The organism is Peribacillus sp. NPDC096379 (assembly GCF_044762875.1).
GTDB lineage: Bacteria > Bacillota > Bacilli > Bacillales > DSM-1321 > Peribacillus.
The window spans coordinates 648,389-666,756 of the sequence record NZ_JBIWFD010000003.1 but is presented as its reverse complement, the minus strand read 5'-3'; the positions used below and the strand labels follow the sequence as shown (position 1 = coordinate 666,756).

At 39.8% G+C, this 18,368-nt stretch carries 15 protein-coding genes; 14 read left to right on the top strand and 1 reads right to left on the bottom strand.

The window, feature by feature from the left end; genetic code table 11:
* Nucleotides 1-89 precede the first annotated feature (89 nt).
* From ACIQZI_RS17130 to ACIQZI_RS17070, 13 genes are all read left to right on the top strand, one after another.
* A complete protein-coding gene (locus tag ACIQZI_RS17130; RefSeq protein ID WP_403075120.1) occupies nucleotides 90-1,832 on the top strand; it encodes an adenine deaminase C-terminal domain-containing protein in 1,743 nt (580 codons plus the stop codon).
* 63 nt (nucleotides 1,833-1,895) lie between these two features.
* Nucleotides 1,896-2,966 carry a DUF3048 domain-containing protein gene (locus tag ACIQZI_RS17125; RefSeq protein WP_403075118.1) on the top strand — a complete coding sequence of 357 codons (1,071 nt, stop codon included), beginning with the start codon at nucleotides 1,896-1,898 and terminating at the stop codon, nucleotides 2,964-2,966.
* Nucleotides 2,967-2,977: 11 nt separating this feature from the next.
* Nucleotides 2,978-3,286 carry a YerC/YecD family TrpR-related protein gene (locus tag ACIQZI_RS17120; RefSeq protein WP_049679714.1) on the top strand — a complete coding sequence of 103 codons (309 nt, stop codon included), beginning with the start codon at nucleotides 2,978-2,980 and terminating at the stop codon, nucleotides 3,284-3,286.
* Between the two features lie 292 nt (nucleotides 3,287-3,578).
* Complete coding sequence (gene pcrB / locus ACIQZI_RS17115; protein ID WP_403075235.1) at nucleotides 3,579-4,262, top strand: heptaprenylglyceryl phosphate synthase; 684 nt, start codon at nucleotides 3,579-3,581, stop codon at nucleotides 4,260-4,262.
* Between the two features lie 69 nt (nucleotides 4,263-4,331).
* Entirely contained in the window at nucleotides 4,332-6,557 is a 2,226-nt protein-coding gene (pcrA, locus tag ACIQZI_RS17110; protein ID WP_403075115.1) for a DNA helicase PcrA, read from the top strand.
* A gap of 17 nt (nucleotides 6,558-6,574) precedes the next feature.
* Nucleotides 6,575-8,581, top strand: coding sequence for an NAD-dependent DNA ligase LigA (gene ligA, locus ACIQZI_RS17105; RefSeq protein WP_403075112.1), 2,007 nt, complete (start codon nucleotides 6,575-6,577; stop codon nucleotides 8,579-8,581).
* A 10-nt stretch (nucleotides 8,582-8,591) separates the two neighbouring features.
* Nucleotides 8,592-9,761, top strand: a complete 1,170-nt coding sequence (locus ACIQZI_RS17100; RefSeq protein ID WP_062184959.1) for a CamS family sex pheromone protein — start codon at nucleotides 8,592-8,594, stop codon at nucleotides 9,759-9,761.
* A 321-nt stretch (nucleotides 9,762-10,082) separates the two neighbouring features.
* Nucleotides 10,083-10,376, top strand: a complete 294-nt coding sequence (gene gatC / locus ACIQZI_RS17095) for an Asp-tRNA(Asn)/Glu-tRNA(Gln) amidotransferase subunit GatC (protein WP_062184956.1) — start codon at nucleotides 10,083-10,085, stop codon at nucleotides 10,374-10,376.
* 20 nt (nucleotides 10,377-10,396) lie between these two features.
* A complete protein-coding gene (gene gatA, locus ACIQZI_RS17090) occupies nucleotides 10,397-11,854 on the top strand; it encodes an Asp-tRNA(Asn)/Glu-tRNA(Gln) amidotransferase subunit GatA (protein WP_403075109.1) in 1,458 nt (485 codons plus the stop codon).
* 12 nt (nucleotides 11,855-11,866) lie between these two features.
* Nucleotides 11,867-13,297: an Asp-tRNA(Asn)/Glu-tRNA(Gln) amidotransferase subunit GatB gene (gatB, locus tag ACIQZI_RS17085; protein ID WP_403075106.1), complete on the top strand. Its 1,431-nt coding sequence runs from the start codon at nucleotides 11,867-11,869 to the stop codon at nucleotides 13,295-13,297.
* A gap of 777 nt (nucleotides 13,298-14,074) precedes the next feature.
* A complete protein-coding gene (locus tag ACIQZI_RS17080) occupies nucleotides 14,075-14,998 on the top strand; it encodes a diacylglycerol kinase (RefSeq protein ID WP_062184945.1) in 924 nt (307 codons plus the stop codon).
* A 147-nt stretch (nucleotides 14,999-15,145) separates the two neighbouring features.
* The gene (locus ACIQZI_RS17075; RefSeq protein WP_403075104.1) at nucleotides 15,146-15,709 is read left to right on the top strand and encodes a GNAT family N-acetyltransferase; all 564 of its coding nucleotides are present in this window, start codon (nucleotides 15,146-15,148) and stop codon (nucleotides 15,707-15,709) included.
* 13 nt (nucleotides 15,710-15,722) lie between these two features.
* On the top strand, nucleotides 15,723-16,445 hold the full coding sequence (locus tag ACIQZI_RS17070) for an alpha/beta fold hydrolase (protein WP_403075101.1): 723 nt from the start codon (nucleotides 15,723-15,725) through the stop codon (nucleotides 16,443-16,445).
* Between the two features lie 41 nt (nucleotides 16,446-16,486).
* Here ACIQZI_RS17070 and ACIQZI_RS17065 read toward each other — a convergent pair whose 3' ends face one another.
* Nucleotides 16,487-16,756, bottom strand: a complete 270-nt coding sequence (locus ACIQZI_RS17065; RefSeq protein ID WP_403075098.1) for a methionine aminopeptidase — start codon at nucleotides 16,754-16,756, stop codon at nucleotides 16,487-16,489.
* Nucleotides 16,757-16,931: 175 nt separating this feature from the next.
* Between ACIQZI_RS17065 and rlmD the strand changes: the two genes are divergently transcribed.
* Nucleotides 16,932-18,302: a 23S rRNA (uracil(1939)-C(5))-methyltransferase RlmD gene (gene rlmD, locus ACIQZI_RS17060; protein ID WP_403075095.1), complete on the top strand. Its 1,371-nt coding sequence runs from the start codon at nucleotides 16,932-16,934 to the stop codon at nucleotides 18,300-18,302.
* The last annotated feature ends 66 nt before the right edge of the window (nucleotides 18,303-18,368 follow it).

Below are 18,368 nucleotides of genomic sequence, written 5' to 3'. Positions count from 1 at the left end.
AAAATGGGTGAATATTACTTATTTTGGTTCTTTACATGACTTTTCAATATAAATATAGTAGTTAAATCTAAAAAAACGGAGGGGTTCTCTTGTTAGAGCAACGTTATCGATGGAAGAATAAACATATACGCGAGCATGTCGATGTACTAGACGGAAACAGAGCTCCACATATACTTCTACAAAATGCAACGTATTTAAATCAGTCATTGCGAAAGTGGATAAAAGCAAATATTTGGATTTATGATGATCGCATCGTCTATGTGGGGGACAAAATACCTGACAAATTAGATCATTGCGAAATGGTTGATTGCCAAGGCAGCTTTTTAGTTCCGGGCTATATTGAGCCACATTCGCATCCATTTCAATTATATAATCCCCAGACTTTAGCTCGTTATGCATCGTATTTTGGAACAACGACATTGATTAATGATAACCTAATGCTTTTTTTGCAATTAGAAAAAAAGAAAGCGTTTTCTTTATTGAAGGAATTACGAAATATCCCAGCTAGCATGTACTGGTGGTGCAGGTTTGATGGGCAAACCGAATTACGGAATGAAGAAACAATTTTTACTCATGGTGATGTAAAGGCGTGGCTCGAGCATGATGCCGTATTGCAAGGTGGGGAGCTGACTGCATGGCCCAGGCTGCTTGCTGGAGATGATATGATGCTTCATTGGATCCAAGAAGCAAAGCGAATGAGAAAACAAATCGAAGGCCATTTTCCTGGTGCATCGGAAAAAACGTTAGCGAAAATGATGTTATTTGGGGCCGATTGTGATCATGAAGCTATGACAGGAAAAGAAGTGTTGTCTCGATTGATGCAAGGGTATACGGTTTCTTTGAGAAATTCTTCGATCCGACCGGACTTAGAAAATATATTGAAAGAAATTCATGAGCTTGGGATCGATCAATACGACCATTTCTTCTTTACGACGGATGGTTCATCGCCTTCATTTTACGAAAGCGGTTTCATAGATGTAATGATTAAAATCGCAATTGAACAGGGCGTTCCGATTATAGATGCATATAATATGGCTACGATTAATGTTGCCCGCTATTATAATATTGAGTACTTACATGGAAATATTGCAACAGGCAGAGTCGCTAATATTAATTTCCTTCAATGTGAGACAGAACCAGCGCCTGTTTCTGTTCTAGCGAAAGGGAAATGGGTGAAGCGTGACGGGGTGGAGCTTGAAGACTCGTCTGTTGTTCATTGGGATGGATATGGATTCGGAGAGTTACAGTTAGATTGGGAATTGGATAGTAATGATTTAGAGTTTTCGATGCCATTCGGTTTTGAAATGATCAATGATGTGATTACGAAACCATACTCGATTACATCGGATTACTCTGATGGAAATCTGTCATTCGAACATGATGAATGTTATTTTGTAATGATTGATCGTGGTGGGGAGTGGAGAATTAATACGATGGTTAAAGGCTTTGCCAATCAATTATGCGGGTTTGCAAGCACATACTCAAATACGGGAGACATAGTTCTGATTGGAAAAAGAAAAGAAGATATGCTTCTTGCTTTTCAGCGAATGAAGGAAATTGGCGGCGGGATTGTAATTGCTGAGCAAGGGAAAATCATTTTTGAAATGCGCTTAGCATTAAAAGGACTGATTTCTGAAAAATCAATGCCAGAGCTAATTAAAGAGGAAAAGGAATTGAAACAACTGCTTCAAGAAAGAGGATATGTATTTTCAGATCCAATATACACATTGTTATTTTTCTCATCTACACATCTTCCCTATATCCGTGTAACCCCAACGGGAATGTATGATATTATGAATAAAACAGTTCTCTTTCCTACAATAATGCGTTAAAATGTAAAAGAAGACTTTTAAAATTAAGGAAGTAACGTGGAAACAAGTAGGGAGTGTGCAGGAATGAAAAGGAGTTTACTGCTTATTCTGCTTGCTGTTTTGTTATTGATGGGTGGCTGTATAAAAAAGGTAGCCAAGGATGAACGACCAACCGACAATTCTTCGAGTGAAATTGTCGAACAAAATGAAACTACTCAAGATCCAGTTGATAGTGAACAGTTTTCAAACTTTTACCCATTAACAGGAATGGCAACGAATGATGATACAGAACATAGGGCGATTGCTGTAATGGTTAATAATCATCCAAAGGCACGGCCGCAAACAGGCCTTTCGAAAGCAGATATTATCTATGAAATGTATGCGGAAGCAGAAGTAACACGTTTCTTAGCAGTTTTTCAAAGTGAAATGCCAAAAGAAGTTGGACCGGTCCGTAGCGCTCGTGATTACTTTATTAAATTAGCGAAAGGGTTAGATTGTGTCTATGTATGTCACGGGAATAGCCCGGATGCTAAAGAGATGCTTGATCAAGGATATATTGATCATTTGAATGGATTAGAATATGATGGAACGCTTTTTCAACGTTCGAGTGAACGGAAAGCCCCTCATAATTCCTATATTTCTTTTGAAAACATTGAGAAAGGTGCCCAGCAGAATTCATATAATTTGACAGAAAAGCCTAAAGCCTTTACATTTTTGAAGAAATCTGAAATGGAACTATTACAAGGTGAACCTGCTTCTTTTGTTCAGATTTCTTATGGATCATCCTCATTTGATGTAGAATTTTCGTATGATGAAGACTCAGAAACGTATTCTAGATATTCTAATCATCAACAGACGATTGAATACATTGATGAAACGCCGATTAAGATAAACAATATCTTTATTATAGAAGCACCTCATAAGGTCATAGATAGTGTTGGAAGACGAGATATTGATTTTGAAGCGGGTGGTAAGGCGTATTTACTGCAAAAAGGCAAATGGAATGAAGTTCAATGGGAAAATAGAGAAGGTCGAATTGTTCCAGTGGAAAATGGAAAAGAAATTGGTTTCGTACCAGGCAAAACGTGGGTAAATGTTTTGCCGGATAAGCCAGGGATAAGCCGGCTTGTTCATCTTGGTGCTCAAGAAAACTAGGGGGCAAAACTATGCAAATTGATAAATTAAGGGGAAAAGGTCTGGATCAGCTTTTCGAAGCCGTATTATCACTGAAAGATCTCGAAGAATGCTATCGTTTCTTTGACGACTTGTGTACAGTTAATGAAATACAATCACTATCACAGCGTCTTGAAGTAGCACGCATGCTCCAAGAAGGTAAAACATATCATCGAATTGAAACCGATACAGGTGCAAGTACAGCGACGATATCGCGTGTGAAACGATGCTTAAATTATGGGAATGATGCTTATACAATGGCATTGGACCGAATTAAGAAAGAGCCAGTAGAAGAAGAATAAGCAAATTAGTTCGATGAATGTTGTTATGTCTTAAGAAAGAGTCAGGGGAATTTTTCCTTGGCTTTTTTATTTGTTTTTTCTGATTTTGACTTTTGAAGCGAACTATCTTTTATAATGAATTTTGGTGTATCTAAAGGGTGGGATTGGTTATTTTAAGATGCTTTTTCTGGACCATCAAACCTTCTTTCCTGCTCATATTTTTAATCTAGGCTATCGTTTCTTATAAATCTTTTTTTATCAAAAATCTTAATGCTATAATGGTGCTATGAGAAATTTTAATGGAGGATATATGATGTACGATTTTCGAAAGTGGAAGCATGTGTTTAAGTTAGATCCTAATAAAGAGATAAATGATATAGATTTAGAAAGCATTTGTGAGTCGGGTACTGATGCTATTCTAATTGGGGGAACAGACGGCGTTACGCTTGAAAATGTGTTAGATTTGATGGCAAGAGTTCGTCGTTACACGGTTCCTTGTGTTCTTGAGGTGTCATCTGTTGAAACAGTTACTCCCGGATTTGATTTGTATTTCATTCCAAGTGTTCTAAACAGCAAAGATTCAAAATGGATGATGAGATTACATCAGCAGGCTGTAAAGGAATATGGTGAAATCATGGATTGGTCTGAGATGTTTGTGGAAGGGTACTGTATTGTCAATCCGGATTGTAAAGCAGCTCAACTGACAGATGCGGATACGAATCTTGATGAAGATGACATTGCTGCATATGCCATGATGGCCGAGAAAATGTTTCATCTGCCGATTTTCTATTTAGAATATAGTGGAATGTACGGCGATCCAAAAGTTGGGAAGAAAGTGAAACAGAACTTAGAAGAGACTGTTTTCTTTTATGGCGGAGGAATTGAAACGGCAGCTCAAGCAAAAGAAATGGCAGAGTTTGCTGATGTTATCGTAGTGGGGAATAGTATCTATGACAATTTAAAGGCGGCACTTGAGACAGTCGCGGCAGTGAAATAGATGACTCTTTTAAATAGAGACAGACTATAGTATAATAAAAAGAACAAACGTTCGTAAGGTGGTGCTTTCATGCAGTTTTTAGCGGAAAAGTTAGTAAAAGGTTTAAATGAGCAGCAGCAAAAGGCAGTGAAGGCAACAGATGGACCACTTCTCATCATGGCTGGAGCGGGAAGTGGTAAAACAAGGGTGCTTACGCATCGAATTGCTTATTTAATGGTAGAAAAAGAAGTGGCGCCATGGAATATTCTGGCGATCACTTTCACAAATAAGGCAGCACGTGAAATGAAAGAACGGATACGTGGCATTCTTGGTGGAGCATCAGATGAGATTTGGATCAGTACCTTCCACTCTATGTGTGTGCGGATTTTACGACGTGATATCGATCGTATCGGATATAATCGAAACTTCTCCATTTTAGATACAACCGATCAACAGTCAGTTATAAAGCAAATCTTGAAAGACAAAAACCTCGATCCTAAAAAATATGATTATCGCGCTCTCTTAGGAACAATCAGTTCAGCAAAAAACGAACTCGTAACTCCAGAGGAATACCAAAAAACAGCCGGTGACTTCTATACAAATGTTGCAGCGGAAGTATACACGGAATATCAGAAACGGCTCAGAAAGAATCAAGCATGTGATTTTGATGACTTAATTATGTTGACCATCACGTTATTTCAGCGCGTACCTGAGGTTCTTGAATATTATCAGCGGAAATTCCAGTATATTCACGTGGATGAATATCAAGATACGAACCGAGCGCAATATATGCTCGTTAAGCTTCTCGCTTCACGATTCCGCAATTTATGTGTAGTTGGGGACAGCGATCAATCCATCTATCGCTGGCGTGGCGCGGATATCGCGAACATTCTATCATTTGAAAAAGACTACCCAAACGCAACGATGATTTTTCTTGAACAGAATTATCGTTCAACAAAGAAAATCTTAGAGGCAGCGAATAAAGTAATCGATAATAACCGAAATCGGAAGCCGAAAAATCTTTGGACGGAAAATATGGATGGGAATAAAATCAGATATTTCCGTGCGGATAGTGAACAAGGCGAAGCACAGTTTGTTGCTGGAAAGATTAATGAAATAATTCGTGACAGTTCCAGAAAGTTATCTGATATTGCAATCCTTTATAGAACAAACGCCCAGTCACGGGTTATGGAGGAAGTTTTATTAAAATCTAATCTGCAATATACCATTGTGGGCGGAATTAAGTTCTACGATCGTAAAGAAATTAAGGATATCCTAGCTTATTTACGATTGATTGCCAATCCAGATGACGATATCAGTTTACGTAGGGTCATTAATGTACCAAAACGAGGAATCGGGGCTACTTCTCTTGATAAGGTTGCTGATTATGCGGCAATGACAGATGGTTCGATGTATCAAGCACTGCAGGATATTGACATGATTGGCCTAAGTCCGAAGATCACAAAGGCAGCACGTGAATTTCGTGATTTAATCCATGCCTATACGAATCAGCAAGAATATCTGTCTGTCACCGAGCTTGTAGAAGAAGTGATTGAAAAAACAGGGTACCGTGAAATGCTTCAAGCAGAAAAATCAATTGAGTCACAAAGCCGCTTAGAAAATATCGATGAGTTTTTATCTGTAACTAAATCGTTTGAACAAAGTAATGACGATAAATCTTTGGTTGGCTTTTTAACCGACCTTGCATTAGTTGCCGATATTGATCAATTAGATGATACAGAAGAAGCACAGGAGTCAGTGACGCTCATGACCTTGCACTCTGCAAAAGGGCTGGAATTTCCAGTTGTATTTTTACTGGGGCTTGAAGAAGGGGTATTCCCGCATAGCCGTTCACTTATGGACGAAGAAGAAATGGAAGAAGAACGTAGGCTTGCTTACGTAGGTATCACTCGTGCAGAATCAGAGTTGTATATAACAAATGCCCAAATGAGAACATTGTTTGGTCGTACGAATATGAATCCTGTTTCTCGCTTTATTGCTGAAATTCCAGAAGAACTAATAGAAGATATGAAACCAAAACCCAAAAAATCAGTCTTACATTCTTCAAAACCAATACATTCAGGTGGTTCAAGACGTACACCTTCATTTGGAAAAGTGGTTGCTCAGCCGAACGCAACAGGTGGAGATGAAATCGGTTGGCAGGTTGGTGATAAGGCTGCCCATAAAAAATGGGGAACTGGAACGGTTGTCAGTGTGAAGGGTGAAAGCGAAGGCAAAGAATTAGATATTGCATTCCCAAGCCCAACTGGGATTAAACGTTTGCTTGCTAAGTTTGCACCTATTGAAAAAGTATAAAAGAAAGGGTTGGATATATGGACATACAGCAAGCTGCAGGAAAAGTTACTGAACTACAAACGCTATTGAATCAATATGGCTATGAATATTATGTTTTGGATCGGCCGTCTGTCTCAGATGCGGAATACGATCAGCTGCTAAGAGAATTGATTGAATACGAAGCTCAATTTCCTGAATTGAGAACACCAGATTCACCAACCCAGCGGGTGGGTGGCGCCGTACTCGAAATGTTTGAGAAGGTAGAACATACAAGTCCTATGCTAAGTCTTGGCAATGCATTTAACGAACAAGATTTACGGGATTTTGATCGAAGAGTACGACAAGCGGTTGGTGACTCGATTTCCTATGTATGTGAACTGAAAATCGACGGACTTGCGATTACGCTTCAATATGAGAATGGGCACTTTACGCTTGGGGCTACACGTGGTGATGGAACGATTGGGGAGGATATTACTGAAAACCTTAAGACCATTAAGTCGATCCCATTAAAACTTAAAGAACCTTATACAATCGAAGTTCGCGGTGAAGCATTTATGCCGAAGAAGTCATTTGAAGCATTGAACAAGGCTAAGGAAGAACAAAATGAAGAGCCGTTTGCTAACCCCAGAAACGCGGCAGCAGGCTCACTTAGGCAGCTAGATCCGAAACTTGCAGCAAAGCGCAAGCTGGATATTTTTCTTTACGCGATTGCTAACTTAGAGGATATAGGTATTGAGGCCCATAGTGAGGGTCTTGAATTGCTAGACCGTCTTGGATTTAAAACAAATCAAGAACGAAAAACGTGTACATCGATCGAAGAAGTATTAGAATATGTAGAGAGCTGGGTAGAGAAGCGACCAAACTTGGCGTATGACATTGATGGCATTGTAATTAAGGTTAATTCACTGCAACAACAAGAAGAATTAGGAAGGACAGCGAAAAGCCCTCGTTGGTCAATCGCCTATAAATTTCCGGCAGAAGAAGTGAATACAAAGCTTCTAGATATTGAACTTAGTGTAGGGCGAACAGGGGTGGTAACGCCCACCGCTATACTTGAACCAGTTAGAGTAGCTGGGACAACGGTTGGTCGAGCTAGTCTCCATAATGAAGATTTGATACGGGAAAAAGATATCAAAATAGGTGATCAGGTCATCATAAAGAAAGCTGGGGATATCATCCCTGAAGTTGTTAATGTCCTTGTAGATCGACGTACAGGAGAAGAGATTGAATTCAACATGCCAACGCACTGTCCTGAATGTGAAAGTGAGCTTGTCCGACTTGAAGAGGAAGTCGCCCTTCGCTGCATCAATCCAAAGTGTCCGGCCCAGATTCGTGAAGGATTGATTCACTTTGTATCTCGTAACGCGATGAACATCGATGGCCTTGGCGAAAAAGTCATCAGTCAATTATTTAGTGAGGGACTCATATTGGATGTTGCCGATTTATATAAATTGACACATGATCAGTTGCTTGGCTTAGAGCGGATGGGTGAAAAGTCTGTCAATAATCTAATCACAGCAATAGAAGCCTCCAAAAGTAATTCACTTGAAAAACTATTATTTGGTTTGGGCATCCGCCATGTTGGGGCAAAAGCAGCGAAAACATTAGCCCAAGAATTTATTACAATTGACGCATTAAGTGGCGCGAGTCGTGAAGATTTAATAGCTATTAATGAAATTGGGGATAAGATGGCAGACTCCGTTGTCGCCTATTTTGACCTGGAAGAGGTTCAAGCGTTGATGAATGAGCTGTTAAAAGTGGGAGTAAATCTCGAGTATAAGGGAGCGAGGCCTGTCGCGGTTGATCAAATTGACAGTTTTTTTGCCGGAAAAACAATCGTACTGACTGGAAAGTTGCATCAACTTACGCGGAGTGAAGCTCAGGGGAAATTAGAAGCATTAGGAGCAAATGTTGCTGGAAGTGTCAGTAAGAAAACGGATCTAGTCGTTGCAGGAGAAGCTGCCGGTTCTAAGCTAGCAAAAGCAGAGAGCTTAGGCATTGAAGTATGGAGCGAGGAGAAATTGATCGAAGAACTAACTAAATAGAGGTGTTAGAATGAAAAACATCACCTTCCTCGGGATCATATTGGCTATATTACTTTCCGGGTGTGCCCCGAAATTTGATAAAGAGCAAGAGATTGTGAGTGAAACGGATAATAGTACGGAAAAAGCAATTGTACCGAATTATCAAATATCTAAGGATTATTATAAAACGATGCTTCCTTTTAAAGAATCAGAAGCACGTGGACTAGTTGTATCTAATTTAAATACTCGCTATGATATCGAGGAATTTGAAACTGGATTAATGAGAATAGCCCAAAAGAATTTTAGTCCAGACAAGTATTTTTTCAGGGAAGGGCAAATACTTAAGGGCAGTACGATTAACAAATGGCTTAGAAGAGAATACACGGAAGAACAACTGAAAGAAAAGAAACTGGCTGCAAAAGATAATCTTGGTCTCAATCCAATTGATTCAGGGAAAGGCGATATCGCTGACCGTAGTGAAAAGAGTCCCATTTATTTGGCTAATATACTCGAGCATGATTATTTAGTGGAAGACAAGAATAATCAGGTTAGTTTAGGCGGAGTTGTCATAGGACTGGCTCTTAACTCGGTTTATTACTATCAAAAAGAAGCCTATGGTGCTACGTATGAAACAAAGATTAAACAGGCTGAATTAGAGAAGCAAGGTAAAGCAATTGCTGAAAAAGTCGTGCAGCGTTTACGAGAGAACAAAGAGATGAGTGATGTACCTATCACGGTTGCCCTATTTGAACAAAAAGAAAGATCATCAGTTGTTCCAGGGAATTTTCTTTATTATTCTCATATAGATGGTAATAAAAATACGATTGGGAAATGGGAAAGCGTTGATGAAGAATATTATGTATTCCCTTCGACTACAGCTGAAAAAGCGTATCGTGATGATGTAAGGTCATTTAAAAACTTTAAACAGGATGTGGAAAATTATTTTCCAAACTTTAATGGGGTTGTTGGTCGAGCATTTTATGTGAATAAGCAGCTACAGGAATTGAATATTGATATCCCCATTCAGTTTTACGGAAATACAGAAGCGATTGGATTTACACAATATGTAACAGGACTTATCATGAACCATTTCACTGAATATATAACCGTTCAGATTTCCATTACATCAGTGAATGGCCCAGAAGCACTGATTACTCGTAAACCCGGTGATAGTGAACCTTATGTTCATATTTATAAATAAGATAAGGCAGGCAGGCCCTGAAGATAGGCTGGGTCTGCTTTCTTTATTTAAATACCAAAGTTCGTCAAATTCCTTCATTATTTCCCGGATAATATTTGTGTATCTATCTGTAAAAGTATCAAAATTCGATCTATTTTTTCATAAATGGTATTTGAACAGATATTTGGACATTTGCTGTACTTGGAAGTGTTGCTTTAGGGCGTGAAAGTCTGATATTATTTAAATAATTGTTTTTTCGGAAATATGATCGGAATTCAATGAAAAAATAGAGAATATAGCACAAATATGCAGTCTTTTGAAACATCAATGGAGGTGAAGAAAATGTCACGTATATCAATGGAGCAAGTTAAACATGTTGCTCATTTGGCACGTTTAGGCATTACAGAGCAAGAAGCTGAGAAGATGCAAAAGGAACTAGATCTCATGATCTCTTTTGCTGAGCTATTGAATGAACTTGATACAGACGAAGTAAAACCAACTTTTCATGTGTTGGATATGCAAAATGTTATGAGAGAAGATATTTCACAAAAAGGGCTACCTATAGAAGAAGTGTTGAAAAATGCACCAGACAGCAAGGATGGGCATATTCGCGTACCGTCTATTATGGACAAGTAAGGGATTAAGGAGGGATATATATGTCGTTGTTTGAACATAAGGTTTCGGACCTGCATGAACGTTTACATAAAAAAGAACTATCAGTAACAGACCTTGTTAACGAATCATATGAAAGAATTGGACAGGTAGAAAGCCAAGTGAAGGCTTTTTTAACATTGGATGAAGAACGTGCGCGGGGAAAAGCGAAGGAACTAGATGATAAACTTGCACGTGGCGAACAATCTGGTGTGCTATTTGGTCTACCGATCGGTGTGAAGGATAACATCGTGACAAAGAATTTACGTACAACTTGTGCGAGTAAAATCTTGGAGAACTTTGATCCAATCTATGATGCGACGGTAGCGGAGAAGCTTAAACAAGCGGAAACAGTAACAATCGGCAAATTGAATATGGATGAATTTGCGATGGGTTCTTCAAACGAAAACTCAGCTTATCAAGCTACTCGCAACCCTTGGAATCCGGATTATGTACCTGGCGGATCTTCAGGTGGTTCAGCTGCTAGCGTTGCTGCGGGTGAAGTTCTGTTCTCACTTGGTTCGGATACAGGTGGTTCCATTCGCCAGCCGGCTGCATATTGCGGCGTCGTAGGATTAAAACCAACCTATGGCCGAGTATCCCGCTATGGGCTTGTTGCTTTTGCTTCATCTCTTGATCAAATTGGACCGATTACCCGTACGGTTGAGGATAATGCTTATTTACTAGAAGCCATTTCTGGTGTAGACCCGATGGACTCCACTTCAGCAAATGTGGATGTTCCAAGCTTTGTGAATGCTTTAACAGGTGATGTGAAAGGGCTGAAGATTGCCGTTCCGAAAGAGTATCTTGGAGAAGGGGTTAGCGAAGCTGCCCGCAATTCAGTACTATCTGCGTTAAAAGTATTGGAAGGATTAGGTGCAGAGTGGGAAGAAGTGTCTTTACCACATTCCAAATATGCTCTTGCTGCCTATTACTTGCTATCTTCATCGGAAGCATCCGCCAACTTACAACGTTTTGACGGTGTTCGGTACGGATATCGTGCAGATAATGCTGAGAATTTAATCGAAATGTACAAGCAAACACGTTCAGAAGGCTTTGGCGACGAAGTGAAGCGCAGAATCATGCTTGGAACATTCTCGTTAAGCTCTGGATACTATGATGCGTATTATAAAAAAGCACAAAAGGTCCGCACACTTATTAAGAAGGACTTTGAAAATGTATTTGCAAAGTATGATGTAATTGTTGGACCGACAACACCAACCGCTGCTTTTAAAATTGGTGAAAACACGGCGGATCCGTTAACGATGTATGCAAATGATATCTTAACCATACCTGTTAACCTTGCTGGTGTTCCTGGAATATCCGTTCCATGCGGATTCTCCAATGGTTTGCCGCTAGGTCTGCAAATTATCGGGAAGCATTTTGATGAAAGCACTATTTATCGTACTGCGCATGCATTTGAGCAAGCGACAGAATTTCATAAACAATTTCCAAAGTTGTAAGGGGTGAATAAGATGAACTATGAAACGGTAATTGGCCTTGAAGTACATGTTGAATTAAAAACAGATTCAAAAATTTTCTCTGCAAGTCCGAACCATTTTGGGGCGGCACCAAATACGAATACGACCGTGATTGACCTTGGTTATCCTGGAACTCTACCAGTTGTTAATAAACAGGCTGTCGATTTTGCCATGAAAGCCGCGATTGCTTTAAACTGTGAAGTTCCGGAAATTACGAAGTTTGACCGAAAAAATTATTTTTACCCGGATAACCCAAAAGCTTATCAAATCTCTCAATTTGATCAGCCAATCGGTGAACACGGCTGGATTGAGATTGAAGTCGGTGGAAAGAAAAAGAAAATCGGCATTACACGCATTCATATGGAAGAAGATGCGGGTAAGTTGACACATACAAATGATGGCTATTCTCTTTGCGACTATAATCGCCAAGGTACACCACTCGTTGAAATTGTTTCAGAACCTGATATTACATCACCTGAGGAAGCCTATGCGTATTTGGAAAAAATCAAATCGATTATCCAGTATACGGGTGTATCAGATTGTAAAATGGAAGAAGGTTCATTGCGCTGCGATGCAAACATCTCCTTGCGTCCTGTTGGACAAAAAGAGTTTGGAACAAAAACAGAATTGAAGAATTTGAATTCATTCAATTTTGTCCGCAAAGGATTGGAATATGAAGAAATTCGTCAAGCTGAAGTGTTAAATGCAGGTGGAGTAATCGAACAAGAAACACGTCGTTTTGATGAATCAACTGGGAAAACACTTCTAATGCGTGTAAAAGAAGGTTCTGATGATTACCGATACTTCCCGGAACCGGATCTTCTGACTATTCATATTGACGAAGAATGGAAAGCACGGATCGCGGCTGAAATACCTGAGCTTCCCGATGCACGAAAAAAGCGTTATGTTGAGGAACTAGGACTGCCTGAATATGATGCGGCTGTTTTAACTGTAACAAAAGAATCAGCTGATTTCTTCGAGGCGACGGTTGAGCAAGGAGCAGATTCGAAACTAGCGTCCAACTGGATCATGGGAGAACTTTCTGCTTATCTTAATGCTGAAGGAAAAGAACTTCATGACATCGCGCTTACCCCTCAAACACTTGCAGGGATGATTAAGCTAATCGAAGACGGAACGATATCGTCTAAAATTGCCAAAACTGTATTCAAAGAACTTGTTGAAAATGGTGGAGATGCAGAAGCAATCGTGAAAGAAAAAGGTCTAGTGCAAATCTCGGATGAGGGTGCACTTACGAAAATCGTAAGTGAAGCACTTGATAACAATCCTCAATCGATTGAAGACTTTAAAGCGGGTAAACAAAAAGCAACTGGCTTCCTTGTCGGCCAAATTATGAAAGCTACAAAAGGACAAGCCAATCCACAGCTGGTAAACAAAATTTTGCTGGTTGAATTGAACAAACGTTAATAGGTAGAAGTTGACTAAAAAAAGATCGAGGATGTCTCATGGGACATCCTCGATCTTTTTTATTCCGCATTAACGGGCAGTAAGACCCCCAAGGCTTAGAGGAGTAGGAATCGAAGAAAGGCATAGGTGTGGGACAACTGCCCGTAAAATCCCGATTGGTGAGATACAGTGAAACTTTCCTTTGTGGTTTTCAAAGGTATAGTTGAACCAATTGGGTTCGTACTGTCGATTAATCGAAGCGTTTGCGCGATCTTAGCGACAGTAGAACGGGACTAACAATCAGTGGGTGGATGAAGACCACAAAAAAATGATCGAAGTTTCATTTTATTATAATGAATCTGTAAATCGGGATTTCTCTGAAAAGTATTCAGCATGGTAAGGTAAAAGAAATAAAAATACGTCATGGATAGTGAAAATAAGATAAAACCATCCAATCGAGAATTGATGGATTACTCTTGAGGTGAAGGGGAAAACTAAGTAGAGGAAAGTGGAAGTGGATGGATAAATGGAGATGGTTATGAATAATCAAAGCTCGCTGCTGAAAGGTTCAAACGATAACACTAGAGTTTTTGAAAAAATTGCTATATAATTTGTTCAGAAATGATTTAATGGATTCTCCGAAACAGGAACATATGGTGGAGGTAATCGGAGAGATAGGCTCAAATTTTACGGAATCGCTATTGATTCCAAGACAATTATTGTTGTTCGTTGCATTCTATTTGGTGAATCGTTACCATATAGTGACTGAAACGTATTTTAACATTAGGATGATGGGAAATGAAAAGAGCAAGATTGATTTATAATCCGACATCAGGCCGAGAAATGATTCGGAAAAACTTACCGGACGTATTAGCTAAGCTTGAAGCGGCAGGGTATGAAGCTTCCTGTCATGCTACAACAGGGGCGGGCGATGCAACACGTGCTGCAGAAATTGCAATTGAACGAGGATATGATGTTGTCATTGCTGCGGGCGGTGACGGTACCATCTATGAGGTTGTAAATGGCCTTGCCGGAGCGGAAAATCGGCCTAAACTTGGTGTGATCCCGACCGGAACAACGAATGACTTTGCGCGAGCTATTCATGTGCCGCGTTCGATTGATGCTGCGGTGGATATTATTACAAAGGGCCATACGATGCCGATTGATATTGGGAAAATGAACGAAAAATATTTTATCAATATTGCAGGGGGCGGTCGGTTAACGGAGCTTACCTACGAGGTACCGATAAAGTTAAAAACAATGCTCGGTCAATTGGCTTATTACATGAAGGGCATTGAAATGCTACCATCGATTCGAGCGACGGATGTAACGATTGAATATGACGGGAAGTTTTTTGAAGGGGAAATTATGCTTTTCCTTGTTGCGAACACGAACTCTGTAGGCGGCTTTGAAAAACTAGCACCTGACGCCTCACTAAATGATGGCATGTTTACGCTATTAATTTTAAAGAAAACAAACCTAGCCGACTTTATCAGAGTAGCATCACTTGCTTTACGCGGGGAGCATGTTCATGATAAAAATGTGATTTATGTAAAAGCAAATCGAATTAAAGTAACCGCTAAAAATGAAATGATGCTAAATTTAGATGGTGAATTTGGTGGACTAGCTCCTGCAGAATTCGTCAGTCAGTATCGTCATTTCGATGTTTTCATTCCGGAAAATGCGCTACATGACGATCCCGCAAATAAGCTGGAAATATAAATGAATAAAATGGAGGATGTCTCAAAACTAAAGTGGCAGACCATACAACTATACAGTATTAGGTGTATTCCATAATAATCTGTGTATTTTAGTGTGAGATCAGACCCTTTTGGGACATTCTCTTTCTAATTTGAGGAGAACAAAAAAATGATGATCAGACAAGCCGTACCAGCGGATGGACAGATATCCGCTTATTTGATTCGATTGGCGATTCAGGATATTGCTGAAGCTTTGACAAGTGAACAGGAAGAGGAAGCCATTTTAGATGTACTTCACTATTTTTTCAGTCATCCTAATAACCGATTAAGCTATGAGAATACGCTAATTATAGAAATTGAAGGAAATGTAGCTGGTCTTATTGTAACCTATCTTGGAAGTGATGCAGAACAACTGGATGGACCAATTGTGGATCGTTTAAGAGAGAAGAATAATAATTCGGAGATAACGACTGAGAAAGAAGCGGAACCGGAAGATTTTTATATCGATACAGTGAGTGTCAACCCACAGTTTTGGGGACAAGGAATAGGAACTGCCTTGATTGAAGCGGCCCAGGAGCTTGCGATATCAAAAGGACATAGAAGGATTTCTTTAAATGTTGAGGTAGAAAATACACGTGCACACCGTTTATACAGTAAACTTGGATATAAAACTGTGAATCGCAGACAAATTAACGGGCATGATTATGAATATATGGTGAAACAGCTGTCATAAGGGAGGGAATGTAATGCTTGAAGGTTGGGTTAAAAATGGAGATATTCGTATCCATTATATCGACAACACTGGACCGTCTACAGAACCCCCACTCGTCATCATTCCCGGTTTGACGGAGACAGGGGAAGAGTACGAGGATATTCTTCGTGCTCTTGCTCCCCGTCGTGCTCTAGTTATTACGATGCGTGGAAGAGGACGAAGTGATGCACCAGAAATGGGATATACGCTAGAGGATCATGTAACAGATATTGAAAGCGTGATTAATCATATCCATATTGAAAATTTCGTCTTATTTGGTTTTCATCGTGGTGTGGTTTATGCTTTAGGATTTGCGATGGAAAACCTAAGTCGTTTGAAAGGACTCATCATTGGTGATTATCCTGCTGTTGAAACAGATTTACCAAAGGGGTGGGCCAATCTTCTTGTCCAAAAAACAGGGAGAACTGCGCTAACTCATATGACGCTCGATACTTTAAAAGCAATCGAACATGATTCCCATGAACAGCCATTTTGGAAACAACTGGGCAATGTTAGTTGTCCGGTATTAGTCCTGCGAGGTAGTCAGGAGGGAATCGGACTGACAGAGGAAGGAGCGAAGGAATACCTGCGCTCTGTCCCAGGTGCCCGCGTTAAAACTATTACTGACGGCTCATCAGGAAGCTTTAATTTGGAGTCTCAAGAATTGCTCCCTACATTAAAGCAATTCTTTGAAGAAGCGAAGAAATGTAGGAACTAACAAAAAAGACGGCTTTACAGGCCGTATTTTTTGCTAGTTCTTTAGCCTTCAGTTTGATTAGTTGTTTCTACCCAATCTACATAAGAGCCACTACCGTTGCAGCCTAAACAATCGTACACATTCGTGTAGCTGTAATCATAAGGTGCATACGAGCTGAAGCCTCGACCGCGGCAATCCGGACAGAGCCCTTTATCTTGCATAAGCGCTATATGCTTTTCTTGTCTTGCGGTATTCCAGGCAGAAATCGTTTGGAACAATCCCATTTTGCTCACCTCAATTTTTTCCTTATTTTGCTTCAAAATCCAAATCATATACGCATGTCCACATTTATTTTGAAAGTTTTATTTATTTTATGAAAGACTTTGCTAAAAGGTGCTTTTGTTTGTCTAGTGAATATGTGATAAAATAAGAGTTCTAAATATATGATGGATACTGCTGCAGATGTTGTTTGAACTGTAAGCATTTCGATAGAAAAGGAAGTATACAATGGAAAAAATAATTCCCGTTTCAAAGAATGATGTAATAGATGTAGAATTTGAGGACTTAACACATGATGGGTCAGGTGTTGCCAAGGTCGATGGCTACCCAATTTTCGTTCCCTACGCATTGCCTGGGGAAAAAGCACAAATCAAAGTAACGAAGACGAACAAGGGCTACGGATTTGGTCGCTTAATGGAACTGAAAGAAAAAAGTAAAAACCGCGTAGAAGTGAAAAAAGAAGAAGCGCATAAATACGGCGGTAGTCAGCTTCATCACCTGAGTTATGAAGGTCAGCTACAATTCAAAGAAAAAACAGTCCGTGAAGTGATGGCAAGAATCGGCAAACTTGAGGATGTAACGATTCATCCGATTATTGGAATGAAGGAACCCTTACACTACCGCAATAAAGCTCAGGTGCCTGTTGGTGAAAAAGATGGCCAACTTATCGCAGGATTCTTCAAACCACGCAGCCATGAAATTGTTGATACAAATGAAAGCATCATCCAGCACCCGGCTGTCAATGAAGCGATTCAAACTGTGAAAGAAATCTGCAATGAACTTGGTGTAGAGCCGTATAACGAGAAACATCACCAAGGTGTGCTTCGTCATATTATGGCCCGTTATGCAAAACAAACCGGAGAGCTGATGATTGTGCTTGTAACAAGAACGGCTAAACTGCTACAAAAAAATAATCTTGTCGAAGAAATCACGGCTCGTTTGCCGCATGTGAAATCGATTGTTCATAATGTGAATTCAAAACGAACAAACGTCATCATGGGTGAAAAAACAAAGGTTCTTTGGGGCAATGATGTCATTTATGATTATATTGGCGACGTGAAATTCGCTATTTCGCCGTTATCCTTTTACCAAATTAACCCTGATCAAACAAAGGTACTTTATAGCAAAGCGCTTGAATTTGCCGGACTTACTGGAAAAGAGACTGTGATTGATGCCTATTGTGGAATTGGGACTATTTCACTATCCCTTGCCCAAAATGCTAAGCATGTTCTTGGAGTGGAAGTTGTGCCAGAAGCAATTGCTGACGCACGCCGTAACGCTCTTATCAACGAAATTAACAATGTTGAATTTGAAGTTGGCGAAGCAGCGAATGTCATCTCTGAATGGTATCAGGATGGGAACCGCGCCGATGTATTAGTAGTCGATCCACCACGTAAAGGCTGTGAGGAAACACTGCTAAACACGATTATCGAAATGAAACCGAAGAAGGTTGTTTACGTATCATGCAATCCGGCAACACTTGCTCGTGATCTACGTATTTTAGAAGATGGAGGGTATCATACGGTTGAAATTCAGCCTGTGGACATGTTCCCGATGACGACACATGTCGAGTGTTGTGTATTGCTTGAAAAGAAATAGAAGATATGTAAGAGTCCGAGAATCTATAAAAGATTCTCGGACTTCTTTCTTCTTTCATTTCAACCC